The 26303-nt window shown below is 77.7% G+C and carries 13 protein-coding genes and 4 pseudogenes; 9 read left to right on the top strand and 8 right to left on the bottom strand.

Annotation, left to right across the window (positions count from 1 at the left end):
- Window positions 1–36: 36 nt before the first annotated feature.
- The 3 genes from HCK00_RS25875 (at window position 37) to HCK00_RS25865 (ending at window position 3426) form a co-directional block, all read left to right on the top strand.
- On the top strand, window positions 37–1152 hold the full coding sequence (locus HCK00_RS25875) for a FecCD family ABC transporter permease (RefSeq protein ID WP_375782014.1): 1116 nt from the start codon (window positions 37–39) through the stop codon (window positions 1150–1152).
- Entirely contained in the window at window positions 1149–2327 is a 1179-nt protein-coding gene (locus tag HCK00_RS25870) for a FecCD family ABC transporter permease (RefSeq protein ID WP_168104471.1), read from the top strand. Before HCK00_RS25875 ends, HCK00_RS25870 begins: the two co-directional genes overlap by 4 nt.
- 172 nt (window positions 2328–2499) lie before the next feature.
- The gene (locus HCK00_RS25865) at window positions 2500–3426 is read left to right on the top strand and encodes an ABC transporter ATP-binding protein (protein WP_168104470.1); all 927 of its coding nucleotides are present in this window, start codon (window positions 2500–2502) and stop codon (window positions 3424–3426) included.
- A gap of 103 nt (window positions 3427–3529) precedes the next feature.
- Here HCK00_RS25865 and HCK00_RS25860 read toward each other — a convergent pair whose 3' ends face one another.
- The 3 genes and pseudogenes from HCK00_RS25860 to HCK00_RS25850 all read right to left on the bottom strand — a co-directional run.
- Window positions 3530–5392 carry a glycoside hydrolase family 9 protein gene (locus HCK00_RS25860; protein ID WP_168104469.1) on the bottom strand — a complete coding sequence of 621 codons (1863 nt, stop codon included), beginning with the start codon at window positions 5390–5392 and terminating at the stop codon, window positions 3530–3532.
- A gap of 246 nt (window positions 5393–5638) precedes the next feature.
- Window positions 5639–7393, bottom strand: a complete 1755-nt coding sequence (locus HCK00_RS25855; RefSeq protein WP_168104468.1) for an AMP-binding protein — start codon at window positions 7391–7393, stop codon at window positions 5639–5641.
- A pseudogene (locus tag HCK00_RS25850) lies at window positions 7386–8012 on the bottom strand (AMP-binding protein); the annotation flags it as partial. The gene HCK00_RS25855 and the pseudogene HCK00_RS25850, both read right to left, overlap by 8 nt.
- A gap of 599 nt (window positions 8013–8611) precedes the next feature.
- Between HCK00_RS25850 and HCK00_RS28055 the strand changes: the two are divergent.
- From HCK00_RS28055 to HCK00_RS25835, 3 genes and pseudogenes are all read left to right on the top strand, one after another.
- Window positions 8612–9001 (top strand): annotated as a pseudogene (locus HCK00_RS28055) (LuxR C-terminal-related transcriptional regulator); the annotation flags it as partial.
- 313 nt (window positions 9002–9314) lie between these two features.
- A complete protein-coding gene (locus HCK00_RS25840) occupies window positions 9315–11222 on the top strand; it encodes a PucR family transcriptional regulator ligand-binding domain-containing protein (protein WP_168104465.1) in 1908 nt (635 codons plus the stop codon).
- A gap of 326 nt (window positions 11223–11548) precedes the next feature.
- Window positions 11549–12346: pseudogene (locus HCK00_RS25835) on the top strand (hypothetical protein); the annotation flags it as partial.
- Between the two features lie 340 nt (window positions 12347–12686).
- Here HCK00_RS25835 and HCK00_RS25830 read toward each other — a convergent pair.
- Complete coding sequence (locus HCK00_RS25830) at window positions 12687–13478, bottom strand: GntR family transcriptional regulator (protein WP_168104464.1); 792 nt, start codon at window positions 13476–13478, stop codon at window positions 12687–12689.
- A gap of 114 nt (window positions 13479–13592) precedes the next feature.
- Between HCK00_RS25830 and HCK00_RS25825 the strand changes: the two genes are divergently transcribed.
- The gene (locus HCK00_RS25825) at window positions 13593–14426 is read left to right on the top strand and encodes a (2Fe-2S)-binding protein (RefSeq protein WP_168104463.1); all 834 of its coding nucleotides are present in this window, start codon (window positions 13593–13595) and stop codon (window positions 14424–14426) included.
- Between the two features lie 664 nt (window positions 14427–15090).
- On the opposite strand, the gene HCK00_RS25820 is transcribed toward HCK00_RS25825, so the two are convergent.
- On the bottom strand, window positions 15091–16371 hold the full coding sequence (locus tag HCK00_RS25820; protein ID WP_311765492.1) for a protein phosphatase 2C domain-containing protein: 1281 nt from the start codon (window positions 16369–16371) through the stop codon (window positions 15091–15093).
- Between the two features lie 4230 nt (window positions 16372–20601).
- On the opposite strand from HCK00_RS25820, the pseudogene HCK00_RS28855 reads away from it, so the two are divergent.
- Window positions 20602–20790: pseudogene (locus HCK00_RS28855) on the top strand (winged helix-turn-helix transcriptional regulator); the annotation flags it as partial.
- Between the two features lie 383 nt (window positions 20791–21173).
- Here HCK00_RS28855 and rsgA read toward each other — a convergent pair.
- The 3 genes from rsgA to HCK00_RS25800 form a co-directional block, all read right to left on the bottom strand.
- Window positions 21174–22430, bottom strand: a complete 1257-nt coding sequence (gene rsgA, locus HCK00_RS25810) for a ribosome small subunit-dependent GTPase A (RefSeq protein WP_240966194.1) — start codon at window positions 22428–22430, stop codon at window positions 21174–21176.
- Window positions 22431–22582: 152 nt separating this feature from the next.
- A complete protein-coding gene (locus tag HCK00_RS25805; protein WP_168104461.1) occupies window positions 22583–22774 on the bottom strand; it encodes a hypothetical protein in 192 nt (63 codons plus the stop codon).
- A gap of 116 nt (window positions 22775–22890) precedes the next feature.
- Window positions 22891–24309 carry a YihY/virulence factor BrkB family protein gene (locus tag HCK00_RS25800; RefSeq protein ID WP_168104460.1) on the bottom strand — a complete coding sequence of 473 codons (1419 nt, stop codon included), beginning with the start codon at window positions 24307–24309 and terminating at the stop codon, window positions 22891–22893.
- Window positions 24310–24327: 18 nt separating this feature from the next.
- On the opposite strand from HCK00_RS25800, the gene HCK00_RS25795 reads away from it, so the two are divergent.
- A complete protein-coding gene (locus HCK00_RS25795) occupies window positions 24328–25983 on the top strand; it encodes an acyl-CoA dehydrogenase family protein (RefSeq protein ID WP_168104459.1) in 1656 nt (551 codons plus the stop codon).
- Window positions 25984–26303 lie beyond the last annotated feature (320 nt).

The following is a 26303-nucleotide window of genomic DNA, read 5'->3' as shown; positions in this document are numbered from 1 at the left end:
CGCGTCCCCGCGCCCCGGCCCGACCGGAGCCCGTACGTGCCAGTCACCGAGCCCTCCCGGGCGGCGGCCCCCGTGGCCCCGCGGAGCACCGACCCCACGGTCCGGCCGTCCGCCGGGCCGCCGGACCGTCCGCCCGGCGGCGGGAAACCCCGGCGCGTCGCCGCCAGTCCGGCCGCGCGCACGGCCGGACTCGCCGGCGCGCTGCTCCTGCTGCTGGCACTGGCCGTGCTCAGCCTGGCGTTCGGCGCCCGGTCCCTCACCGCGGCCGAGGCGTGGCGCGGCCTGGTGGACAGCGGCTCCCCCGCCTACCAGGTGGTCCATCAGATGCGGCTGCCCCGCACCCTGCTGGGGCTGCTGATCGGCACCGCCCTCGGGCTGGCGGGCTGCGTCATGCAGTCCCTGACCCGGAACCCGCTGGCCGACCCGGGTCTCCTCGGCATCAACGCGGGCGCCTCGGCGGCGGTGGTCACCGCCATCACCGCGCTCGGGGTGACGAGCTTCACCGGCTACGTGTGGTTCGCCCTGGCGGGCGCCGCGGCCGTCTCCGTCCTCGTCTACGCGGTCGGCGGCGGGCGGGGCGCCACCCCGGCGCGGCTGGCGCTGGCCGGTGCCGCCCTCAACGCCGCCCTCTTCTCCTACGTCAGCGCCGCGATGATCCTCGACACCGTCTCCCTGGACCGGATGCGCTTCTGGACCGTCGGCTCCCTCGCCTCGGCGCAGCTCGGCACGGTGGCCAAGGTCGCGCCGTTCATCGCCGCGGGCGCGGTCGTGGCGCTGCTGCTGGCCCGTCCGCTCAACGCCCTCGCCCTCGGCGACGACCAGGCGCGGGCGCTCGGCGCGCGCCCCGCCCGGGTCCGCGCCGCCGCCATCACGGCCGTCACCCTGCTGTGCGGGGCGGCGACGGCGGCGGCGGGGCCGATCGTCTTCGTCGGGCTGATGGTGCCGCACCTCGTGCGCGCGCTGACCGGCCCCGATCTGCGCTGGATGCTGCCGTACTGCGCGGTGCTCGCGCCCGTGCTGCTGCTCGGCGCCGACGTGCTGGGACGGCTCCTCGGCCGGCCCGGCGAACTCCAGGTCGGCATCGTCACCGCGGTGGTCGGCGGGCCGGTCTTCCTCTGGGTGCTGCGGCGCCGGAAGGTGGCCGCGGCATGAACGGACGGACCCGTATCCCCGGCCCCGCGGGCCGGACGGCGGCCGGCACGTCTCCGGAACGCCCGGCGGAAAACGGCGCGGTGGAATCCGGCGCGGTGGACTCCGGCGCGCCGGCCCCTCGCGCCCCTCGTACCCCCGGCGGGCCCCTGCGCACCGTGCGGATCGGCCACGCCGTCAGTTTCCGCTTCCGCCCGCGGGCGGTGGTGGTGACGGTGAGCTGTCTGCTGGTGGCGCTCGCCGCCGGGGTGCTCTCCCTCGGCAGCGGCGAGTTCCCCATGGGACCGGCCGAGGTGGTGCGCGCGCTCGCCGGGGCGGGCACCCCCGCCCAGGAGTTCATCGTGGGCGAGCTGCGGCTGCCGCGGGTGCTGGCGGCGCTGCTCACCGGCGCGGCCCTCGCGCTGTCCGGCGCGGTCTTCCAGTCCGTGGTCCGTAACCCGCTGGGCAGCCCCGACCTGCTCGGCGTCACCCAGGGGGCCGCGACCGGCGCGCTCGTCGTGGTGATCACCGGCGGCTCCAGCGCGGCCCTCGCGGGCGGCGCCGTCACCGGCGGGCTCCTCACCGGGGTGCTGATCTACGCCCTGTCCTGGCGTCAGGGGATGCACGGCTTCCGCCTGGTGCTCACCGGTATCGGCGTGCTCGCCATGCTCACCGGCGTCAACGGCTATCTCCTCACCCGCGGTGAGCTGATGGAGGCCTCCCGCGCCGTGCTCTGGCTGACCGGCAGCCTCGACGGCCGGGGCTGGCCGGAGCTGAGGCCCCTGCTGGCGGCCGTGGTGGTCCTGGGTCCGGTGACCGTCCTCGGCTGCGGCCGGGCGCTGCGGCTCGCGGAGATGGGCGACGACTCCGCCCACGCGCTCGGCGTCAACGTGGAGCGGGTGCGGCTGGTGGCGCTGGGCTCGGCCGTCGCCCTCGCCTCGTTCGCCGCCGCCTGCGCCGGCCCGGTCTCCTTCGTCGCCCTCACCGCCCCGCAGCTCGCCCGGCGGCTGACCCGCGCACCCGGCCCCGGCCTCCTCCCCGCGGCCTGCATGGGCGCGGCGCTGCTGGTGGCCGCCGACTGGGCCGCGCAGCACGCCTTCGGCGAGCGGCAGCTGCCCGTCGGCGTGATCACGGGCCTGCTGGGCGGCGGCTATCTGGTGTGGCTGCTCGCGGGCCAGCGCCGGGCGGGACGGATCTGAGGCCCATGAGCACCCGGCACCCCACGCCCCGCACCGGCCCGGGCACCGCAACCGCCCCGGGCCCCCGGCCCGGCGCCCACTCCCCCGCACCCCGGCGCGGGCGCGCGGCGCCACCCCCTCTCCCGCCCCCTTCCCCTTCCCCTGCCCCCAACCCGCGAACGGAGCGGAACACATGACGCCGGCACAGCATCGGGAGCGGACCACGGAACCCGCCGGGCCGGCGCGCCCCGCGCCGGCGGAGGGCGCCACGGGACCCGGCTCCCGCCTGGCGGCCGAGGGCGTGACCCTCGCCTACGACCGGCGGACCGTCGCCACGGACCTCGGCGTCACCGTCCCCGACCACTCCTTCACCGTCATCATCGGGCCCAACGCCTGCGGCAAGTCCACCCTGCTGCGCGCCCTGTCCCGGATGCTGCGCCCCACCGCCGGGCAGGTGCTCCTCGACGGCCGGGACATCTCCTCCGTCCCCGCCAAGCAGGTGGCGCGCACCCTCGGGCTGCTGCCGCAGTCCTCGGTCGCCCCCGACGGCATCGGCGTCTCCGAACTGGTCTCCCGGGGCCGCTACCCCCACCAGGGGCTGCTCCGCCAGTGGTCCACCGAGGACGAGCGGATCGTCGCGGAGTCGATGGCCGCCACCGGCGTCGCCGACCTCGCCGACCGCTCGGTGGACGAACTCTCCGGCGGGCAGCGGCAGCGGGTGTGGATCGCGATGGCCCTCGCCCAGCAGACGCCGCTGCTGCTGCTGGACGAGCCCACGACCTACCTCGACCTCGCCCACCAGATCGAGATCCTCGACCTCTGCGCGCGCCTCCACGAGGAGGAGGGGCGCACCCTCGTCGCCGTCCTGCACGACCTCAACCACGCGGCGCGCTACGCCACCCACCTGATCGCCCTGCGCGCCGGCCGGGTGGTGGCCTCCGGCCCGCCCGCCGAGATCGTGACGGCCGAACTGGTGGAGGACGTCTTCGGGCTGCCGTGCCGGGTCATCGACGACCCGGAGACCGGCACGCCGCTGGTCGTCCCGGCCGCCCGGCGACGCGGCCCGGCGGCGGCCCGCCCGGCGGGCCCGGCGGCCGGCGGCGGGCCCACTCCGGGCTGACGGGACGGAGCCCCGGGGAGGGCGGGGAGCCCCGCCGGTCCCCCGCCCGCCGCCGCCGGCCGCCGGCCGGGATACCCCGGGCGGCGGCGGGCACGGGAGGCCGTCACCCCGTCAGCTCACCCGCCGTGCGGTCGAGGAAGGCGGCGGTCCACACCAGGGGGGCGTTCCAGTTGATCGCGTTCTCCTTGGAACTCCAGGCCTCCGGGGCCGTTCCCGGCCCGGCGTAGGACTTGGCCGCCGGCCGGCCCTTCGGTGTGGCCTTGTCGTTGACCAGCGTGTTGTTCGGCCCGCCCGCCAGCCATCCGGGCGGGAACGGCGTGCGCGGGTGGTGGCGCCACGCCCAGCGGTCGTGCAGGTCCGTCTCACTGCGCGCCCCGTAGCCGGTGATGTACGACAGGCCCAGCGCGTTGGTGCCGAGCAGGTAGTCCATGGCCCGGTGCGCGCCGCGCAGCACGCGCCGGTCGCCCGTCAGGTCGTACGCCGTGCCGAGCAGCAGCACGCTGTTGACCACCGCGGAGTTGGAACCCCACGGGTAGGGGCGGCCGCTCTCCAGCGGCACGGGGTAGCCCTCCGCGCCGAGGACGGTGAGGATGCGGCCGGCCTCGGCGCGCAGCCGCCCCGTCATCCGGCGCAGGTCGGCGGCGGGCAGGTCGTTGCGGACCGTCAGCAGGGAGAGGGTGCCGGTGGTCGCGGTGCGCTGCCAGGAGAAGCGGCGGGTCACCTCCCCGTAGTGCGGGGAGCCGGTGACGGTCTTGCGGAACGCGGCGGCGGAGGCGTCGGAGCGGCGCAGTGCCGTGAGGTACAGCTCCGCCGCGGCGGCGTACCGGTCGTCGGCGTTGGTGTCGTCCTCGTAGTCACCGCCGCCCTCCGCGTCGGGGGTGTCCGCGGTGTAGTCGCGGTCCGGCTCCGCCTCGGCGCGGGACCAGGCGTCCCGGGCGGTGCGCCACAGCGCGGCGGCGCGGCCCGCGTCGTACGGGGCGAGGGTCCGCGCGAGATGGGCGGAGGTGCGGGCCACGGCGTAGGTGGCGTTGGTGGAGGGCGGCATCGCGGAGCGCTCCATGGCGTTCTCCGCGGCGACCGACTCCGGCGGGAAGGGGCTCCACGCGTGGTTGTGCACCTTGTGCGCGGCGAGCCCGCTCCGCGGCAGCAGCCCGGGCATGAAACGCGAGCCGTAGGCGGCCTCGTCCAGCACGTCGGGGCGGGCGTTGCCGCGTTCGGGGAGGGCGAGCGAGCCGTCGGGCAGGGCGCGGGGGTCCCGCTCGTGGAGGTTGAGCAGGGTCCAGGCGGCGAGCGCGTGGTTGACCGGGTAGACGCCGAAGTCGCCGGCGTCCGCCCAGGAACCGCGGACGTCCAGCCGCTGCCCGCCGCACCAGCCGGCGTGGCAGGGCACCGCCGAGTCCCCGGGGTGCAGCGCGTCGTGCGCGTGGGCGGGGTGGTGGAGGTACCGCGCCTCCACCGGGGTGCCCATGCGGTGGAAGTAGAAGTAGCCCATGGCGTCCCGGGCCAGCGCCGGGTAGAGGGCGCGGCCGCTGACGGAGAACGGGGCGCTGCGGCCCGCTCCGTCGGCCTCCAGCACATAGCGGCCGGGGGCGCGGACCCCGGAGAAGTCCGCGTGGTGCAGCGGATCCCCGGAGGCCCGGTCGGTGCCGTGCACGGAGGTCCGGCCCGTGGCGGCGACGGTGCCCGCCGGGTGGCGCCGCAGCCGCCAGCCGACCGGCTCCCGGGCGGGGCTGACGACGGACGCCACCTTGGCGGCCCCCGTGAGGTAGCCGATCTGGTTGACGCGGACCGCGTCCGGCGCGGAAGCGTCCGCGGGCACGCCGGGGCCGCCGGGGCCGGACGGCGCGCCGGGGGCGGGGCCGCCGGCGGCCGGCGGGGCGAGTGCGGTCAGCAGCAGCCCGGCGGCCACGGCGGCCGCCGCTCGCGCGTACGGCCGCCGGGTCGGGCGGGAGGAGGTGGCCGGCATGGAGAAGCCCTTCGGTCGGTGATGACGGGGTCTCGCTACCGTCATCACCGGCCGCCGGTCCACCGTCCACGCCCGTCTGCCGGAATACGCTCACCCCTGCGGGTGAACGGCGGGGCGGACTGCGGGCCGGACGGGGACACGGCCCGGCCGCCGGACCGGGGCACGGCCCGGCCGCGGCCGCCGGTGGCCGCCGGACCGGGAGCGCGCGCCCGGCCCCGGCCGCCCGGCCCGCCGGGCGCGGCCCCGTCAGGCGTCCGCGCGGGCCCGTTCCGGAGCGTCCCGTTCCGCGGTGGCGCGCGGCGCGGGGGCCGGTGGCTGCGCGGTGAAGCTCCGCCGCAGTTCGACCTTGCGCACCTTCCCGCTGACGGTCGTCGGGAAGGAGTCCATGATCCGCAGATAGCGGGGGACCTTGAAGTGGGCGAGCCGGCCCCGGCAGTAGCGGGCCAGCTCGTCCCGCGTCAGCGTCCGGTCCGGGTCGCGGAGGATCACGCAGGCGAGGATCTCCTCACCGTGGGTCTCGTCCTCCACCCCCACCACCTGCACATCGGCGATCTTCGGGTGACCGTGCAGGAACTCCTCGATCTCGCGCGGGTAGACGTTCTCCCCACCCCGGATGATCATGTCCTTGATACGGCCGACGATCCGCACGTAGCCGTCCTCGCCCATCACCGCGAGGTCACCGGTGTGCATCCAGCGGGCGCGGTCGATGACCTCCGCCGTGCGCTCCGGCTCCTCCCAGTAGCCGAGCATCACCGAGTAGCCGCGGGTGCACAGCTCGCCGGGGGTGCCGCGGGGCACCGTCAGACCGGTGGCCGGGTCGACGATCTTCACCTCGAGGTGCGGCAGCACCCGGCCGACCGTCCCGACCCGGCGCTCAAGGTCGTCCTCGCGGCGGGTCTGGGTGGAGACGGGCGAGGTCTCGGTCATGCCGTAACAGATGGACACCTCGGCCATGTTCATCTCGCCGGCCACCCGCTTCATCACCTCCACCGGGCAGGGCGAGCCCGCCATGATGCCGGTGCGCAGCGACGAGAGGTCGTACCCGGCGAAGTCCGGCAGGTTCAGCTCGGCGATGAACATCGTCGGCACCCCGTAGAGGGAGGTGCAGCGCTCGGCGGCGACGGCCGCCAGGGTGGCGGCCGGGTCGAAGGAGCGGGCGGGGATCACCACACAGGCGCCGTGCGTGGTGGCCGCGAGGTTGCCCATCACCATGCCGAAGCAGTGGTAGAAGGGCACCGGCAGGCAGATCCGGTCCTCCTCGGTGTAGTGGATCAGCTCCCCGACCCAGTACCCGTTGTTGAGGATGTTGTGGTGGGAGAGCGTGGTGCCCTTGGGGAACCCGGTGGTGCCCGAGGTGTACTGGATGTTGACCGGGTCGTCGCAGCTCAGCTCCGCCGCGCGGGCGGCCAGCCGCTCCGGCGGCACGGAGTGCCCGGTCCGGACGAGCCCCTCCCAGGTGGCGTCCTCGATGTAGACGACGTCACGCAGCGCGGGCGCGAGCGAGCGGACCTGCTCGACCATGCGCCGGTAGTCGCTGCCCTTGTGCTCCGTCGAGCAGACCATCACCTCGATCCCGGCCTGCTTGAGGACGTACGCCAGTTCGTGGACCCGGTAGGCGGGGTTGACGTTGACCATGATGGCGCCGATGCGGGCCGTGGCGTACTGCACCATCACCCACTCCGGGCAGTTGACCGCCCAGATGCCCACCCGGTCGCCCTTGAGCACGCCCTTGGCGAGCAGGCCCCGCGCCACCTCGTCCACGGCGGCGCCGAACTCGGCGTAGGTCCAGCGGCGGCCGGTGGGGACGTCGACCAGTGCCTCCCGGTCCGGGTGGGCGGCGACGGCCCGTGCGAGGTTGGCCCCGACGGTGTCCCCGAGCAGGGCGCCGTCCGCGGTTCCGGCGGCGTAGGAGAGCTCGGCGGCGGCCGGCGCGGCGGCCCCGGCGGCAGCGCCGGTGCCTTCGGCGGAGCCGTTCTCGGAAACGGCTGAGCGCTCACTCATGGATGTCCCTCTCACGGTGTTCGGTGGTGCTTTCCTCAGCGGTACGTCGCCTGAGCTCCGTGCGGCGGATCTTGCCCGACACGGTCCTGGGGAGTTCGGCGAACTCGATGCGGCGTACCCGTTTACAGGCGGCCGGACGGCGCCGGGAATGAGCGAAGGGTTCCCGCGCCGTCTCCGGGCCCGCCTCCCGGCCGTCCGCGAACACCGCGTACGCCTTGGGCGCGGACAGCCGCTCCGGACCGGCCTGGACGAGCATCCGCCACACCGTCGGCGGAGCGCAGGAACTGTCCACCCCCACCTGCTCCATCCGCTCCGGGAACGCGGTGGCGCCGAACCGCCCGCAGGCGTGCACCACGACCGTGGCCTCCGCGTTCCACGGGGCGAAAAGGCTGCTCCAGGCATGTTTGGCCCAGCCCGGCGAGGAGATGTTGAGATGCGTGCCGCCGGGGCGCAGGCCGAGCCGGTACATCATCGCCAGGTGCCCCACGGGATACGGCAGATGCGTGTGTTCGACGAGTGTGGGCCGGGCGGTGGTGCCGGAGGTGAAGTACAGCAGCAGCGGATCCGCGGAGCGCGTGGGCCCGTCCGGGGTGAACTCCGCCGGGAAGCCCGCGGCCTCGTACGCCTCCCGGTGGCGCAGCAGGACATCGCGGACCCCGCGGAACTCCTCCGTGGGCCCCGCCGCGCCGCCGGTGCCGCCCGCGGCGGGGGAACCGGTTTCCACCATGCCCATCCGCCCTTTCCGTCCCGCTCGTTCGTACCGTCGCCTGCGTCACCTCAGGTCTCCACAGCATCTTGACGCCAGTGACCTGGGTCTCACCACCCCCGGACGGGGGTGGCACCGGAATGTGCCCTCGGGGGAAGGGAGTTGGCCATGGCCGAATCGGAGCAGGGCGGCGCGCCGGGGAGCGGCCCGCGCGCGCCGGGCGCGTACGCCGGGATGAGGGCCGCGCCACGGCGGCTGCCCCGGGGGTACGGACCGCCGGCGGCCCTCCGGCACCCCGTCCCGGCCCCCGCCCGTCCGCGCGCCGCCGGGCCGGCCGGCACCGGCGCCGGCCCGTTACCCGGCTCCCCGGGTACCTCCGGCACCGGCCCGGGCGGCGCGTCCCGCGCGCCGGCCCGGCCGGGAGCCCTGGCGGGCCGCCCCCTTTCGCGGGCCGCCAGGGGGCCGCGGGCGGCGCCCGGGGTGCCGGCGTGACCGGCGGGCCCGGCAGGGACAGCGGTCCCGGCGGCCCCGGCGGCCCGATGGCGGTGGCCGCCTGGGAGCGGGTCCGTGAGGCACACGCCCGGCTGCGGGCTCTGGCCCCCCGGCTCGCGGACCCCGGGCTGCGGGACGAGGTGCTGGCCGTCTGCGAACAACTCGCCGAGGCGGGCCCGGACGGCCCCGCGCCCCCGGGACCCGCCGGGAGGATCACCGGCCTGGCCCCCCGTGAACTGGACGTCCTGGCCTGCGTGGCCGCCGGCGCCACCAACGCGGACGCCGCGCACCGGCTGGGGGTACGGCCCGAGACGGTGAAGGCGTATCTGCGGTCGGCGATGCGGCGCCTGGGCGCCCACAGCCGTCTGGAGGCGGTGGTGGCGGCCCGCCGCGCGGGCCTCCTCCCCTGACGTCCCCTGACATCCCGTGACGTCCCGTGACGCTCCCGTGGTGGCTCCGCGGCCCGTCCGGCGGCCCCCGCCCCGCGAAGCGCTCCGGGCCGGGCCGGCCCCGGCCCCGGCGCGCTCTCGCCCCGGCACCTCACCTCCCGCGGCGGCCCGGGCGGCGGGATTGGCTGGCCGGGGGCCTCGTCTTGTAGATTCGAACAAAGGACGGGCCACGGGATTCCGGCGGGATTCCCCCGCGTCTGCGCCCCGCCCCTCCCCGGGCCCCGCCTCTCCTCACTTCCCCTCATCACCCCACCCCATCGATCGGCGGCGACTGATGCGGCTGCGCGAACTGCTGGAGAACGACAGCCTGGGTCTGCGGCTGCTCGGCGGAGAGGCCGAGCTGGACCGCGCCGTGCGTGGCGTCATGACCACCGACCTGCGCGACCCCGGCCGCTATCTGTCCGGCGGCGAACTGGTCCTCAGCGGGCTGGCCTGGCACCACGGCCCGGAGGACTCGGAGCGGTTCGTGGCCGTCCTCGCCGGTTCCGGGGCGGCCGCGCTGGCGGCGGGGGAGGCGGAGTTGCGTGCCGTGCCGGAGGACCTGGTGGCGGCGTGCCGACGGCACCGGCTGCCGCTGCTCGCGGTCTCCGAGGAGGTGGCGTTCGCGACCGTCACCGAGCACGTCGTGCGCCGGGTCTCCGGCGAGCGGGCCTCGGACCTCGCCGCCGTCGTCGAACGGCACCGCCGGATCATGGCCGGCGGAGGGGCGGGCAGCGGTCCCGAGGCCGTCCTCGACCTGCTCGCCGCCGACCTCGATGTCCGCGCCTGGCTGCTCTCCCCCACCGGCCGCCTGATCGCGGGCCCGGGAACCGCGCCCGGACATCCCGGCGTGGGGGACGGTGACGGGGACGCGCCGGCGGACCCGGCGGCGGAGGAGGCCGCGGAAACGGAGGAGGCGGCGTCCGGCGTCACCGCCGCCCAGCAGCGGTACACCGCGCTCGCCGCCGCCCATCTCGCCGCCGAGGGCGCGGGGGAACCGGCGCCGCACCGTGCCGTCCTCCCGGCCGGCCCGCGCGCCGAGCCCCCCGCCCCTTCCGGTACTCCCTCCGGCGCCCCGTCCGATGTCCCCGCGGGCGTGCACGCCCTCTTCCCCGTCCGCGGCACGGAAAGCGGCACCGGCGGTGCCTCCGCTCCGCCCGCGGGGGACCGCGCCGCCGCGCTCTCCGGCTGGCTGCTGGCGGTCGCCGCGGACCCGGAGGACTGGCCCGCCGAACGGCTCGGTCTGCTCCGCGGGGTCGCCGGGCTGATCGCCGCGGACCGCGAACACCGGGACGCGGCCCGGGCGGTGCGGCGGGGCCTGGCCCAGGAGATCGTCGGGCTGCTGGGGGACGGCGCGCCGCCGGCCGAGATCGCCGCCCGGCTGCGGGCCGCGGCGCCCGCCCTGCTGCCGGGGGCGGGCGCCGCCCCGCACTGGCAGCTCGTGGTGGCGGCCCTGGAGTGGCCCTGCGACGGCACGGCGGGCACGTCCGGCACGGCGGGTACCCCCGGCACTCCCCCCACGGCCGGCACCGCGGTGGACGGCCCGGCAAGCGGCGCGGGCACCGGGCCGGTGGCGCGGGCCCTGCTGGAGGAGGTGCTGCTCGATCCCCGGGTGGGGCTCCCCGCACCGGCGGACCGGGCCGCGGTGGCCTGCGGCCCCGGGGAGGCGGTGGCGCTGGTGGCGCTGCCGGCCACGGCCGGCGCCGGCATCCGGGCCGACGACCTCGCGGCCGCCGTGCGCGAGCCGCTGGAGCGCGGCCTCGCCGCCGGGCCCGGCCGGTTCACCCTCGGGGTCAGCGCGGTGGCGCACTCCCCGGACGGGCTGCGCGGGGCGCTGGAGGAGGCGCGGCACGCGCGCCGGGTCGCCGCCGCCCGTCCCGGCCGGCTGTGCGCGGCCGGGCACCAGGAACTCGCCTCGCACGTCCTGCTGCTTCCGTTCGTCCCGGACGACGTGCGCCGCGCGTTCACGGCGCGGCTGCTCCAGCCGCTGCGCGCGTACGACCGCCGCCACCGGGCGGAGCTGATCCCCACCCTGGAGGCGTTCCTGGACAGCGACGGCTCCTGGACCCGCTGCGCGGCCCGGCTCCACCTGCATGTCAACACCCTGCGTTACCGCGTCGGCCGGATCGAGCAGCTGACGGGCCGTGACCTCGCCCGGCTGGAGGACCGGATCGACTTCTTCCTCGCCCTCCGGATGAGCTGACGCCGCCGCGGCGCCGTGGGCGGGACACGGACGGGGGCGGGGGCGGGGCGCGGGCGTTCCCAGGGCCCCGTCCCGGAACTCCCGCCTCCGGCGCGGGCGGTGGAGATCACCGCGGCCCCCCGTCCGGGTGGGCCCCCTGCGCGCGACACGGCCCGGCGCCCCGGCCCGGCGGAGGCGCCCGCACCCGCTATCCTGCGCGTGACCTGGGTCACAGCATCAGCGCGGCGGTTTGTGAATCCGTTCACCCGAACCCTTGGCTCAGCGCCGCCGTTCATGCTGAGATTCGCCCACAGCTTCCGGCTCGACGGCGCGCATGGGGAGGGAATGTGGCGGATACCGCCATGTCACATTCTGGACGGATCAATCCGGACACCGCACCGGTCCCCTGGGCGGATCCACTCCAGAGCGCCGTCTGGCGGCTCCGCTCCCGCGGCTGCTGGCAGGACGCCGCGGCCCTCCTCGCCCCGCCGGCCGCCACCGGCGCCGTCGCGGCGCTGCGCCGCACCACCATCCTGGTCGAGCGGTGCCTCTTCACCGCCTCCGGCTGGGAGGAGGCGGACGACGCCCTGCGCACGGCCGAGGCCCTGGCCGACGGCGACGAGCAGCGCGGCGCCGCCGCCTGTGAACGCGGCCATCTGGCCTATGTGTCCACGCTGTTCGGGGTGCGGGACCGCGCCGACGAGGCCCGCTCGGCGCTGGGCCGGGCCGCCGCGCTGCTCCCCCCGGGCTCCCCCAACCGTCCGCTGCTCGACTTCCGGCGCGGGCTCGTCGCCCAGCACCTGGCCGGCGACGCGCGGGGCGCGCAGGCCGCGTTCACCCGGGCCCACGCGGGCGCCCACTCCTTCGGTGACGAACTGCTGCTCTCCTTCACCTGGCGCCATCTGGCCTCCATGGCGGAGCAGGAGGGCAACCGGATGGAGGCCCGGCGGGGCTTCGGGGAATCGCTCCGCATCCGCGAGGAACTCGGCTACCTCGTCGGCATCGCCCCCGCCCTGTCCGCCCTCGCCGATGTCGAGCCGGAGCCCGAGGCCGGACGGCTGCGCGCGGAGGCGCTGCGCCTGGTCAGGCTGCTGGGCGACGTGCCGTGCTGGCTGGCGGACCGGCTCCGGCCGGCCACCGGCGCACCCCCTCCGGCGCACCCCCTGGACGTACCCGCCGGAGCCACCGCGCTCGGGGTGGAGGGCCTGGCCGGGGTCGCGACCCCCGCCGAGGCGGCGGCCCCCGCACCCCCCGGCACGGCGGAGGCGGCCCCGGTGGGGAGGACCACCGGCCCTGACGGCCCCCCTCAGCAGGGCGGCCCATCCGGCGCCCGGGGCAGCAGCCTCCCCCGTCCGGACTGACCACCGGGGCGCGCCGGCGCGGCGCGGGAATCCCGCCGGCGCGGCCCCTGACCCGCCGCCGGGCCGGCACGCCGGCCCGGCCCTTCCCGAGGAGCCGTCACCGCCGCCGTCGCGGGACGCCGGGTCAGCCCCCGCCCGGGCGGGGGGCGGCCGGTCCGCGGACGTGCGCGCGGGCCAGCCGCTCCACCACCGCGGCGTTCCCGGCGGCGAGCGCGTCCAGCAGCGCCTCGTGCTCCGCGGCGTCGGCCCGCAGATCGGCCCGCGACGTCACCGCACCCCGGCAGACCGGCGCCTGGACCCGCCGGTACAGCTCGTCGGCGACCAGGACGAGCTGCTCGTTGCCGGCGAGGGCCAGCAGGGCGCGGTGGAAGGCCCGGTCGGCTTCCGTGTACCGCACCCGGTCGCCCACGGCCGCGGCCCCCGTCGCGGTGGCGGCGAGGGCGCGCAGCCCGTCCCAGCCGCCGGGCGGCCCGCCGCCCGCCAGCCGGAGGAGCGCCGGCACCTCCAGCAGCGCCCGGACCTCGGCGAGTTCGGCGAGTTCCCGGTCACTGCGGAGCGCGACCCGGAACCCGCGGTTGGGGACGGTCTCCACCGCGCCCTCGGTGGCGAGCCGCTGCATCGCCTCGCGCACGGGCGTCGGCGACACCCCGAACCGCGCGGCGAGCGCCGGCGCCGAGTACACCTCACCGGGGACGAGTTCCCCGGCGACCAGCGCGGCGCGGAGCGACTCCAGGATCTGGCCGCGGACGGAGTGCCGGGTGACGGGACCGCTCCCCGCCCGGCCGGGCCCGCCACCGGCCGGTGCGCCCGGGCGGCCCCCCTCCACCGGCTGGGACGCCCGTGCGCGCGGCGCCCCCGTACGCCGTCCGGCCCGGCCGCCCTCTCCTCCGCCCACCGCGGATCGCGACTGCTCCATCGCTCCTCCTGAGTCCTCCCGAACGATATGCGGAGCACCTCACACGTCAAAGATCCGAGCCATCGGGTAAGGTAAGGCTTACCTGCAAACGATCGCGAGGAGTGGTGGCCCCGCATGTCCGTGGCACCGATCGCACCGGCTCTCCCGCACCTGCCCGTGGCCGGTGCGTACGCCCGGCTCGCCGAGGTCTTCCCGGCCGTCCGGCTGACGGAGGCGGCGCCCCGTTCGGGTGACGGCTGGATCACGGCGGCCGACCTGGCCGGGGGCGGCGGCGCCCTCGACGCCTACCTGGTCCGGGAGGACGCCCAGATCCGCGAGGAGCAGGGCCGCACCGCCCGGCCGGACGTCACCGCGGGCTTCGGGCTCCACCGCTACGCCTGGTCCGCGTGTCTGCTGATCACCGTCCCGTGGTTCCTCCTCCGCCGGGTGCCGCGGCTGCCCGTCACCGATGTCGCCCACCACCGTGACCTCAGCCTGACCAGTGCCCGGGTGCGGGAGTTCGCCTGCCTGCCCGACGACCCCGCCGCGGTGCTGCCGGGAGCGCGGGTGGTCGGCGGCGAGGACGAGCTCCGCGCCGAGGTCCGCGGCGCGCTCGCCGAGCATCTGGAGCCGCTGCTGACGGCCTTCCGGCCGCGGATGCGGCGCGGTCCGCGCGCCCTGTGGGGCATGGCCACCGACGAGATCGTCGAAGGTCTCTGGTACGCGGGCCACCTCCTCGGCGAGGAGGCGCGCGCCATCGCCGAGCTGGAGACGCTGCTGCCCGGCGCCGTGCCGCCGTTCGCCGCGGGCCCCGGCTTCCGCGAGCTGACCGGCCCGTCCGGGCAGAAGCTGCCCACCCGGGACCGGGCGAGCTGCTGCATGTACTACACCCTGCGGCCGGAGGACACCTGCGTGACCTGCCCCCGTACCTGCGACGCGGAGCGCGTCACCCGGCTCGCGGGGAACTGAGCGGGGGCACGGGCCGCGCCCGCGCCGGGCCGTCCGCCGCCGTCACCCGGCAGGCCCCCGCACCGGCCTGACCGCTGCTCACCTGCCGGCCGCCCACCCCCGTCCCGGCGCACGGCCGTTCCCTGCCCAGAACCTCCGGCACCCCTGTCGTGGCGGCCGTCGTGCCGGAGCCGGGCGCGGCCCCACCGGACCACCGGCCCCCTCCCGCCTGGGCCGGCGCGGCCCACAGCGGGAGACGGGGCCCGGCGGGCGGCGCCGCCCCCGTGGCGCGTGGCCCGGGGCGACGTCCGGGAACGGGACACCGGCGGGCAGGGCGATGCCCGGCACCGCCGGGAGTACGGTGCCGGGCATTCAGGGGAGGACGTTCGCGCGGTGGAGATCCGCTGCGCAACAGTCACTGCGGGGTGAATTCCCCGGCGGGGTGCGCGGAATGTCGTCCACCTCGCATTTCACGTGAATGGCGCATCCGCCGGGGCTCCCGGATCCCCGGGAGCCCCGGCACCCCGGGGACCTGGGGATCCGCGGACCCGGTCCGGTCCAACTGCCCCTCCCCGGCGCCGTGGTGCGGTTCGTGGCCGTGGCCCGGCGGTGGCGTCCCCGCCGTGGCCGCGGGGCCGTTCCGCCCTCGCCGTCCGCCGGCCCCGTGGCCCCGGGCCGTCCGGGCTCAGGACTCCCAGACCGCCGCCGCCGTGCGGTCGTCGGCGTACCCCTTCACCCGGGTCTGCACATCGGAGAGGTACGCGGCGAGCCCCGGCGGCGGGGAGCCGGCCCAGCGCTCGGCCAGGAGTGCCGCGAGTGCGGGCTCCCCGCGCAGGGGTTCGGCCAGCCCGGCGGTGCACAGCAGCAGGGTGTCCCCCGGCCGGGCGACGGCGGCGCGGAAGCGGAACGGCGCGTGGGGCGGCTCGCCCGGCACCCCGGTGGAGCCGTCCCCGTCGGTACCGAGGCGCACGGCGAACCGGCGCCCTTCCGTACCCGGGCCGGGTGCCGGCCTCGCGGCGGGTTCGAGGGGCGGGGCGTTCCGGGCGCGGTCATCCGCCGTGACGCCGGGCGGCAGTTCACGCGCTTCCCGGGGAACGGGCCCGGCCTGCCCCGGCTCCGCTCCGGCGGCCACCGGGCCGGCCGGGCCGCCCTCCGGCGCCGGAACGCGCGGTTCCAGGTCCTCCCACTCGCCGTCGCGGAGCCGGAACAGCCCGCCGCCGCCGATCCCGAAGAACACGCGCGTACGGCACGCGGGGTCGACGGGGAGCAGCAGGCAGCGCAGCCCGGAGGCGTAGGCGGAGGGTTCCACCCCCAGCCCGGCGGCCCGGGCGCGGAGCCTGCCGTACGAACGGCTGGTGAGCCGGTGCAGGCCCGACTTCAGGGCGCCGCGGCGGCCCTCCCGGATGTCCTCGGCCAGCCGGGCGTGGCTGCGGCCGACGGCCGTCGCGATCCAGTGGCAGAGATCGGCGGCGGCCCGGTGCGTGTCCCCGGCCGCCCGGCCGCCGGTGGCCGTGGCGATCAGCAGCAGGGCCTCGTCACCACGGCCGAAGCGCACCGTGAGCAGGGCGTCCCGCCGGGGCTCCCCCCGGTAACGGGCGGAGTCGCCGCGCAGGGAGGCCGAGCGGAGGGTCATGGTGCCGTAACGGGCGCCGTCCAGCACCGTGTCGGGCACCAGGTCGTCCAGCCGGTCCGGATCCGCCTGGGGGAGCGCCGTCGGCTCCCCCTCGTAGGTGGGCGGGCGCTCCCCCACGTAGCCCGGGGCCGTACGGGCCCGCGGGCCGTCACCCGCGGGGGCGGGGACGAGGGCCGTCCCGGCGCCGGGACCCGCCGGCCGGCCGGTGTCCGGCCATCCGGGGTGCTCCGGCCGCCCGGTCCCGGCCGGCCGATCCGGGCCCCAGGCGGCACCGCCGACCGGCCGGCCGTACCCGAGGGCTTCCAGTCCCCGCCGGCCCCTGTTCACTGCCACGTCCCCTCCGTCGCTCCGCGCCACTTGCCCGCTCCCCTCCGGCCCGCTCCCCTGCGGCCCGTACTCCGCCGGCTCCTCCGGCCCGTGCTCCACGGGCGCGCCGGCCCGCGCCGGCCGCCAGGGTGGCGCCCCGGCGCCCCGGGGCGGTACGGGGACGCCGCTCGCCGCGCGGCCGAACTCCTCCTCCCGGCGCGCCGGGAGCGCGGGCGGGCGGAGGGCCGGCGGCCCGGACGGCGACGCCCCCTCCCCACGGCTCAGCGGGACCGCGCCGGACGCGTCCGCCTCACCCTCCGGCGGCTCGTGGGCGTCGAGCGGCGGCTCCCACGGGGCGCGCGGCGGCGTCATGGAGCGTACGCGGCGCGGGCGGCCGGCGATGAACGGAACCGGGAGCCCTGCCCCGGGCGCCGGTCCCTCCGGGGACGGGGCGCCCCGGCGCGGCCCGGCCGGGATCCCGTGGGAGGGCTCGGCGCCCGGCCCGGCAGGTGACCCGGGCGGGTCCTCCCGGGTGGGCCGGGGCGGTACCTCCGGGGGCTCGGCGCCCGTCTCGCCGGGCGACCCGGCCGGTACCTCCTGGAGGGGCCGGGCGCCCGTCTCCCCGCGAGAGCCCACCGGCACCTCCGGGGGCGCTCCCGGCGGTGCCACGGGGGGCGGTCCCGGCGGCATATCGGCGTCCGGGCCGGCGTCCCGGTCGGCGTCCGCCTCCCGCCGGGGATCCACGGCCGCTCCCCGGGAGGAGGCGACGTCCGCCTCCTCGGGTACGGGCCCCTCCGCGGGGGTTTCCGGGGGCATGACGGGGGGCGCCGTCCGGTGTCCCTCCCCGGCCGTCTCGTGAGGTTGCTCCGGGGGCGCCGCGCCGGTCTGCTCCGGGCCGGCCTCACCGGACGGGGCCGCCGGAGAGCCGGCCGCCTCCGGTATCTGCCCCGACGGACCTTCCACCGAGGGACGTTCGACCCGGGGTTGCCGCGATTCCACCCCCGGCCGAGCACTCCCCGGGGACTCCGCACTCTGCCCCGGAGCACCCGGGGCGGGCGGCATGCCGGGCACCGCCGGCCGCCCCCCGGGAGCATCGGGGACCTCCGGTCCGGCCTCCGGTGAGCTCGCCGGGTCCGGATCCGGCGGCCCTTCCTCCCGTGGTTTGAACGCCAGGGGCAGCACCTCGGCCGACCGGGCCACGGGCGGCCGTTCCCTCACCGGGGGCCCGGCGGAGGGGGGTTCGGTGGGCGCGGCTTCGGACGTCGGCTCGGCGGGCGCGGGCTCGGTGGGCGCGGGCTCGGTAGGCACCGGCTGAGTGGACGCCGGCTCCGTAAGCGCGGGCTCCGTGGACGCCGGCCCGCTAGGTGCGGGCTCAGTGGGCGCGGGGCCGGCAGACGCAGGCTCGGTAAGTGCCGGCTCGGTAGGCGCCAGGCCGGTGGAGGCCGTCTCGGACGAAGCCGGCTCGGCAGCCGGGCCGCCCGGCCGGCCGGGATCGTCCCGGCGGTCATGTGCCCGCGCTGGGCCCGGCCCCGCGGCGGGATCGGGCTCCCGCGAGCCCCCGTCCGCGCGGTTCTCCACGGACCGGCCCGCGGTGGAGCGCTCCACCGGCGGCTCGGCGGGCGCCCACTCGGCGGACGGCTCGGACGGCGGCTCGGCGGACGGCTCACCCGGACGGCCACGGTGCTTCGTGAGGTCCGGTGGCCCCGCGGCGGCCGCCCCCGGCGCCTCGGCGACGTGCTCCCGGGGCGGTACGTCCGCAGACCGGCGCTCCGTCGCCGGCCCGCCGGCGGAGGGATGCCCCGTCCGCGAAGGCCGGTGGGGCCGGGGTTCCATCGAGCGCGGGTCGCCGGGCGGATGGCTGGCCGTGGCGGGTTCAGGGGTGACGGGGCGTGCGGTGAACGGCCCACCGGTGGCCGGCCGCGGATCGGACGGCTCGGCGGTGGTCCCCACGGTGGCGGACGGCGGCGAGGCGAGCGGTGCCGGCTCCGGCGCGCTCCGGGCGAGGGCCGTATCCGCCGGGCCGCCGAGGTGCCCGGGCCCCGGCGGAACGGCCCCGACACCATCCGGACCGGGGCTCACCGGGGGCGGAGCCTCCGGCCCGGGGACGGGCGCCCCGGACACGGGCGCGCCACCCACGCCGTCTCCTCCCCGCCCGCTCCCTGACGGGCCGTCATCACCCGCGCCCCCTCCGCCCGGCGGCGAGGGGCGGGCGGCGGACGGAGAGGCCGGGACGGCGGGCGGCGCGGAGTGAGGGGCGGAGGGGCCCGGTTCCTGCGCCGCTCCCACCGCGCCGGATGCCGGTCCCGCCGCACCCGAGCCTGCCGGGGCCGGACCCGGCCCCGGGGGTGCCGTGCCGGAGCCGGAACCGCCGGGGTCCTCCGCCGGAGGTTCCCAGGGCATGCCGGGCAGCGGCGCGAACGGAGACGAAGGCGGCGGCAGGGGCTCCTCCCAGGGCGCCGGGCCCGGCACGGCCGAGGGGTCGGCGACGGGCCAGGGCCCGGCCGGGCTGCCGAACCACCACTCGTCCGGGACGGACTCGGCGGAGGGCGGCGAGGCGGCGGCGGTGTCCCAGGCACCACCAGGCCGGGATACTCCCAGGTCAGCTCGCTGGGCGCGAGGACCCAGGGGGCCACGGGGGCCACGGGGCGGTTCCGACCACTGTTCGGGGGCGGCGACTTCGGGCCCAGGCCCGCCCCTGCCCGCACCTGTGCCCTCGCCCGTGGCCTCCGCTCGGCCGGCGTCCCGTTCTCCGTGTCCTTCACCGGGCTCACCGGGCACGACGGGCGCGCCGGACGCGACGCGGCTTCCGGGGTCCGAGGGTCCGTACGGGCCGCCGTCCGTTCCTTCTCCGCCTCCGCCCCCTCCCCCGCTTCCGGCTTCGGCAGTTCCGGACGCGGCCACGCCCGCGGGACCGGAGCCCGTTCCAGGGCTGCCCCCGGGGGCAGCCGGGGACTCCGCGGTTCCGGCCTCCGGCGGCTCGCGATCGGAACCCGCGCCGGGGAAGCCGGGCGATACGAACCAGCCGGGACGGGGATCCCCCGCCTCCGGGTGCTCCCCGACGGGTGGCGTCTCCCCGGCGCCCGGGACCGTCACCGTCCGGTCCGCAGGGGCCGGTTGCCGGTACTCCGGCCGCCGGGCGGGGCCGGGGGGTCGGAACCGGTGGCCCGGCCCGCGCGGACCGGGCGACGGAGCCGGCCCTCCGAAACCGGCGTCAGGCCCCGGGGACCGCGGGGCGGGCGCGGGGCCCACTCCGCGGGGATCCGGCCCGTGAGGGCCCGGCCCGTGAGGGCCCGGCCCGCCGGCATCAGGATCATCGAGATCAGGCCCGTGGGCATCGACTCCGCCGGCCGCCGCCCGGGGGCCGGGCCCGGCGGCCTCTCGGGGACCGGAAACCGCTTCCGGAGGGCCGAGATCCCGCCCCGCGCGCGGCCGCGGCGCACCCGGCCGGGGTCCCGGAAGCGGGTCCCGTGGAGGTTCCGGAGGGCTGCCGTCCCCTTCCGCTTCCGGCTGCCCGGGCTCACGGCCGACCGCCCGGGACGCCGAGGCGAAGCGGTCGTCGAGCGAGTCACCGGCCGTGGCGGGGCCCGCGTCCGGCGACGGCCCGCCGTACAACTCGCTCCACCAGTCGTCCTCTTGGGTGTTCCGCTCCCCCTGGCTCATGCCCTTATTGTCCACCGCCCGCCGCCCCCGGCGAAGGCGGCGGGGCAGGGTTGCCCCTTCCCTCGGGCCCTCCGTGACGCCGTCGAGGCCGTTCCGGTCAGCGGGTGGTGGTGGCACGGAGGAGCGCCGTGCGGACATGATGTCCCGGTAACGGGAGGGGACGAGATGCCAGGTGCGACAGGTCTGGACGGGGCACATGAATCCGCGTACCGCACACTCCTCGGGCTGGGCGCCGCCGAACCCGCCGAACTGGCGGACCGGCTGACGCTCCCCGAGACGGCGGTGCTGAGGATCCTCCGGCGGCTGGAGTGGCAGGGACTGGCCGCGCGCTCCGCGTCGCTGCCGGGCCGCTGGGTGGCGGCCGACGCGGCCACGCCTCCGCCCGGCGTCCCACGCCCGCACCTCCGGCCCGCGCCCGGCGGGACGGACAGCACGACCACCCGAAGCAGCACCGATGGCACGGGCGGCGCGAACAACAGGGCCGGAGCGGGTGAGGTGCGGGAAACCGCCGCGCGTACAGCCCCCGATTCCCCCCTCGACGGCAATCCGGCACGGCACGTTCCGGCGCCGTCCCCCGAGCGCAGGGCCGGCGCCATGGACGGCCCGGACGCCACGGATCTGCGGATCCTCTCGCTGCTGCTGGCCGGGCTGACGGACGCCAGCGCGGCGAAACAGCTCGACCTGGGGCTGAGGACCGTCCAGCGGCGGATGAAGCGGCTGATGGAACTCACCGGCGTCTCGACCCGGCTCCAACTGGGCTGGCAGGCCTGCGAACGCGGCTGGCTGCCCGGGGGAACGCGGAGCGCGCCCCCGGTGGCGGAGACGGCCGATCCCGCGCGGACGCCCCGGACGGACCCGGGGCCGGACCGCGAGCGGGGCCGGGCACCCGAACCCGCCGCGCAGCGCCCGGCGCCCTGCCGCACCGCCGGACGGGCCGCGGGACCTTCCGGCACGGCCCACGGGGGCCCGGCCGGGCACGGCGGCGGCCCGTTCCTCCACCGCCCGGTGGACGACGGACCGCTGCCGGGACATCCGCCGCACGAAGCAAGCTGACGGCCGGCCGGGTCCCCCACCCGGCCGGCCGCCACCGCCCGCTCCGCCCGCCACCGCTCGCTCCGCCCCGCCCGGGTCCACCCGGGCGCCTCACGGCTCGGCGGGCGCGCCGCGGCTCAGCGGTGGCCGCCCCGTTTCCGTTCCGTCATGTGCCGCCCGGTCGCCTGCTGTTGTTTCCACCGGCGCCGGCGCTCGGCCCGCAGCCGGGCGTCCGTGCGGGAGGCGATCCACTCGTTCTCGCGGGCCAGCTTGCGGTAGCTGTCCAGACGGCGCCGGGGCAGGCTGCCGTCCGCCAGGGCGGCCAGCACCGCGCACCCCGGCTCCGTGGTGTGCGCGCAGTCGTGGAAGCGGCAGTCCCGCCCCAGCTCCTCGATCTCCGCGAAGACCTGGGCCACGCCCTGCCCGGCGTCCCACAGGCCCACCCCGCGCAGCCCGGGGGTGTCGATGAGGACACCCCCGGTGGGCAGCGGCAGCAGGTCGCGGGTCGTGGTGGTGTGCCTGCCCTTGCCGTCGCTGTCGCGGTTGGCCCGGACGTCCTGCACCTCCGCCCCCAGGAGCGCGTTGACGAGGGTGGACTTGCCGGCGCCGGACTGCCCGATCAGCACGGCGGTACCCCCCGCCACCTCCCGGGCCAGGTCCGCCATGCCCTCACCGGTCCGCGCGCTCACCGCGAGCACCGGAACGCCCGGGGCGGTGGCGGCCACGTCCGCCACGAGATGGTCGCGGACGGCGGGGTCGGACACCAGATCGGCCTTGGTGAGGACGATCAGTGGTCCCGCGCCGCTCTCCCACGCCAGGGCGAGGAACCGCTCGGCCCGGCCGAGGTCGAGTTCGGCGGCGAGGGAGACCGCCACCACCACATGGTCGACGTTGGCCGCCAGCACCTGGCCGTCGGACCGCTTCGAGGACGTGGAGCGCAACAGGACGGTACGGCGCGGGAGGAGGGCGCGCACGGCGCGCTCGGCGAGGTCGACGGCCGCCCAGTCGCCCGTGCAGGGGCGGCGGGTGGGGTCCGGATCGGGGAACGGCGGGAGCGTGGCGCGGACCGTGACGGCGTCCCCTCGCGGGGTGGGGGCACCACCGGCCGGGTGGGGATCCGGGTTCCGCTCCGCCGGGACGGCCCCGGCCGGGACCAGGAGTTCGCAGCCACCGCGGTCCACGCGCACGATCCGTCCGGGCACCAGGCCGTCCGCGGCGTACGGGGCGAACTCCCCGGCGAACGAGGCGTCCCAGCCGAGGCGGAACAGCGCCTCGCCGGAGTCGCCGGCGGGTGCGGACGGAGCCGCGGGGACAGTGGGGACAGTAGGGACGGCGGGGGCAGGGAAGGCACCGCCGGAACCGGAACCGGCGGAAGGAGAGGAAGAAGACGGCAAGGACACAGAAGACGCAGAGGATGCAGAGGACGACGGAGACATGGCGCGGTGGCGCATCGGGAGAGACCCTTTCGGGAGTGGCCGTCCCGGCCGGGCGCACCGCGGCGCGGCGCCACGCGGATACGCGCGGCGTGCTGCCGGAGGGTGGGCCGTCAGCCGGTGACCACGGAGGTGGAGATACCGGATTCGGGGTTACGGGCATCGCCCGTCGCGAGGACCGTCGTCATCAGGCCCACCTCCTTCTCGTCCTTCTCGTCTGCGCACGCCGCCGGGAACGGCCCCGGAGACGGCCGGTCACGGCGGACGGTGAGGTCCGCGGCCGGTGCCGTCCGGGGCGCGGCCACCGTAGGACGCCCGCGGGGCGGAGCGCCACCGCATTTCCCCGCGCCGCGCCGCTACGGGCCGCGCGGCCCCTTCCGCCCGGCACCCGGCCGCACCCTTCACCCGGCACCCGGCGGCTTCAGCCGCCCGGGGGGCGCCGCCGGTCCCGGGTCTCCTCGCGGGGCCGGCCGTTCCGGCCGGGGTCACCCGGCTCGGGCCGGACCGGTCCGCCCGGTCCGGCCGGCCCTCGTTCGCGGGGCCCGGCGCCGCGCCCGGTGCCGTCCCCCGGCTCCGGGGTCGGGGCGGGCGCCGGGCGCTCCGGCGTGGCGGCGCCGCGGCCCCGCCCGACGTGGGGCAGCCGGGACCGTATGTCCTCGGGCGGCAGGAAGCGGGCCCAGCGCTCGGGGAACTCGGGCGGCGGTTCGCGGTCCGGGGCCTCGCCCTCCCCGGCCCCGGGCCCCTCCTCGGGATCATCCAGGTCGTCCTCCCCTGCTCCCGTCCCTCCCGTTCCCCCGGCGGCGCCTTCCGGCCCGTCGGGGCCGGTGACCGGCGCGAGGGCGGCGCGGTCCGCCTTCGCGCGGGCGATGACCTCGGCGGCCTCCCGCTCCCGCAGCCGCAGGCTCCGCTCCCGGGCCGCGGCGGTGGCGACCGAGGGCCACACCCGGTCGACGGCCGCGTTCACCGCCGCGCCCACGAGCACGGCGAAGGCCGAGACACCGATCCACAGCAGCACGGCGACCGGCGCGGCCAGCGAGCCGTAGATCGTGGGGCCCTCGACGGTCTCCGCCAGGTAGAGGCGGAGCAGGAAGCTGCCGAGCACCCACATCGCCAGCGCCACCAGCGCCCCGGGGATGTCCTCCGCCCAGGCCGACCGCACCGGCACCGAGACGTGGTAGAGCGTGGTCAGGAAGACGACGGAGAGCACCAGCACCACGGGCCAGTAGAGGAACCGGACCAGGCCCGTGCTCCACGGCACGATCCCGATGACGGCCTCCGGCCCGACGACCATCAGCGGCAGCACCACCGCCCCGATCAGCAGGGCGATCAGATACAGCAGAAAGGCCAGCAGCCGGGTCTTCACGATGCCCCGGTGCCCGTCCAGCCCGTACATGACGGTGATGGTGTCGATGAAGACGTTGACGGCGCGGGAACCCGACCACAGGGCGATGGCGAACCCGAGCGAGACGACGTCCGGGCGGCCGCCGCCGGTCACGTCGTCCAGCATCGGCCGGACGAGCTGGTCGACGCCCCGGTCGGTGAGGACGGTGTGGGAGGCGGTGATGATGTTCTGCCGGATGGAGTCGATCGTGTCGGTGCCGATCCAGGCGTCGAGGTAGCCGAGCAGCCCGACCAGACCGAGCAGCAGCGGCGGCAGCGAGAGCAGCGTGAAGAACGCGGCCTCCGCGGCCAGGCCGAGGATGCGGTACTCGATACAGGAGTTGACGGTGTCCTTCAACAGCAGCCAGGCCACTTGGCGCTTGGAGACGTGCGGGTAGAGGGCCCGGGCCCGGCGCAACCGGCCCGGCTGCCGCTTCGGGGATGACTCGGCTGCTTGCACCCGCTTAACGTATCCGGCATGGCTGCGACCACACACACCGTGACCAACCAGGCTCCGCCGCTGGTCGGGTATGACGTCTTCACCGCGGACGCCGCCCTGGCCGAGGCCGTGGCCCGGCACGCGGCGCCCGGGCACCTGGCGGAGATCCGCGCGGAGCTGGGCGAGCTGGGGCGGGCGGCCGGCTCGTCCCAGGCCCAGCGGTGGGGAGTGCAGGCCAACGAGAACCGCCCGGTGCTGCGCACCCACGACCGGTACGGCAACCGGCTGGACGAGGTCGAGTTCCACCCGGCGTACCACCGGCTGCTCGGCCACGCCGTCTCCGCGGGCCTCACCGGCGCGTGGCGGCGGCCCGACGGCCATCTGCGGCGGGCCGCCGGGTTCATGATCTGGTCGCAGGTGGACGCCGGCCACGGCTGCCCCGTCTCCATGACGCACGCCGCGGTGCCCGCGCTGCGCGCCGACCCGGAGCTGGCCGCCGCCTGGGAGCCCCGGCTGACCTCGGACGCGTACGAGCCGGAGCTGCTGCCGCCGGGCGCCAAACCGGGCGCGCTGTTCGGGATGGGCATGACGGAGAAGCAGGGCGGGTCGGACGTCCGCGCCAACACCACGCGCGCCGAGCCGCTCGCCGAGGAGGGGGCGTACGCCCTCACCGGTCACAAGTGGTTCTGCTCGGCGCCCATGTCGGACGGGTTCCTGGTGCTGGCGCAGGCGCCCGGCGGCCTGACCTGCTTCCTGCTGCCGCGGATGCTGCCGGACGGCAGCCGCAACGCCTTCCGGATCCAGCGGCTCAAGGACAAGCTCGGCAACCACTCCAACGCCTCGGCCGAGGTCGAGTTCGACGGATCGACGTGGGCGCGCCGGGTCGGGGAGGAAGGGCGCGGGGTCGCGGCCATCATCGGGATGGTCGCCGCGACGCGGCTGGACTGCGTCCTGGGGTCGGCGGCCCTCATGCGGCAGGCCGTGGCGCAGGCCGTCCACCACGCCACCCACCGCGAGGCGTTCGGCGGGCCGCTCGTGGGCAAGCCGCTGATGCGCAACGTCCTCGCCGACCTGGCCGTGGAATCGGAGGCCGCGACGGTGCTCGGGATGCGGCTGGCGGCGGCCATGGACGCGGCCGGCACCGGCTCGGACCACGACCGGATGCTGCTCCGCCTCGCCGTCCCCGCCGCCAAGTACTGGGTGACCAAGCGCGCCACCTGGCTCGCCGCGGAAGCCCTGGAGTGCCTGGGCGGCAACGGCTACGTGGAGGAGTCGGGGATGCCGCGGCTGCTGCGCGAGGCGCCGGTCAACTCCGTCTGGGAGGGCTCGGGCAACGTGCAGGCGCTGGACGTGCTGCGCGCGCTGCGGCGGGATCCGGGCGCCCTGGACGCCTTCCTGAACGAGCTGGGGCGGGCGCGCGGCGCCGACCACCGGCTGGACCGCGCCGTCAAGGATCTCCTGACCGAGCTGGGCGACCTGGCCGACCCGGAGACCATGGAGGGCCGGGCGCGCCGGCTGGTGGAGCGGATGGCCCTGGTCCTCCAGGGCTCGCTGCTGGTGCGCTACGCGCCGCCGGCCACCGCGGACGCCTTCTGCGCCTCACGGCTGGGAGGCGACTGGGGCGGCGCGTTCGGGACGCTGCCGCCCACCCTCGATCTGAGGTCCGTGGTGGAGCGGGCGGCCCCGGCCGGCTGACCGGCCCCCGCAGGGGAGCGGGGCCGGCCGGCCCGAGCGGGCGGCGGCCCCGGTCCCGCCCCGGGCCACCGGGGAGGCCCGGCCCGGAGCGTGGAGCGGTGGGTGGTGCAGCGCCGTCACGGCACCACCCCCGCCGCGGGGACGCCGCCGCCGCGGCACCCCGGTGCGCGGCGGCGGCGTCGGCCCCACTGTGGTCCGCGGCGCGGACGGGGGCAAAGGTTGCGGCGGGTTGCAGACCTTTGCCGCGTTCCCGTGATCCCGGTGAGCTCGGTGACCGGGGTGCCTTGAACGTTTCTGCGTTCCCCGCGAGCCCCCCCCTC

Source organism: Streptomyces zingiberis, assembly GCF_012034935.1.
Lineage (GTDB): Bacteria > Actinomycetota > Actinomycetes > Streptomycetales > Streptomycetaceae > Streptomyces > Streptomyces zingiberis.
This window is presented reverse-complemented; position numbering and strand designations above follow the sequence as displayed.

What these genes read in the sequence shown, in the direction of transcription:
- HCK00_RS25855 (WP_168104468.1), bottom strand. Translation starts at nt 7,393, where the DNA reads ATGAGTGAGCGCTCAGCCGTTTCCGAGAACGGCTCCGCCGAAGGCACC.
- HCK00_RS25795 (WP_168104459.1), top strand. Translation starts at nt 24,328, where the DNA reads ATGGCTGCGACCACACACACCGTGACCAACCAGGCTCCGCCGCTGGTC.
- HCK00_RS25865 (WP_168104470.1), top strand. Translation starts at nt 2,500, where the DNA reads ATGACGCCGGCACAGCATCGGGAGCGGACCACGGAACCCGCCGGGCCG.
- HCK00_RS25860 (WP_168104469.1), bottom strand. Translation starts at nt 5,392, where the DNA reads ATGCCGGCCACCTCCTCCCGCCCGACCCGGCGGCCGTACGCGCGAGCG.
- HCK00_RS25870 (WP_168104471.1), top strand. Translation starts at nt 1,149, where the DNA reads ATGAACGGACGGACCCGTATCCCCGGCCCCGCGGGCCGGACGGCGGCC.
- HCK00_RS25825 (WP_168104463.1), top strand. Translation starts at nt 13,593, where the DNA reads ATGTCCGTGGCACCGATCGCACCGGCTCTCCCGCACCTGCCCGTGGCC.
- HCK00_RS25830 (WP_168104464.1), bottom strand. Translation starts at nt 13,478, where the DNA reads ATGGAGCAGTCGCGATCCGCGGTGGGCGGAGGAGAGGGCGGCCGGGCC.
- HCK00_RS25840 (WP_168104465.1), top strand. Translation starts at nt 9,315, where the DNA reads ATGCGGCTGCGCGAACTGCTGGAGAACGACAGCCTGGGTCTGCGGCTG.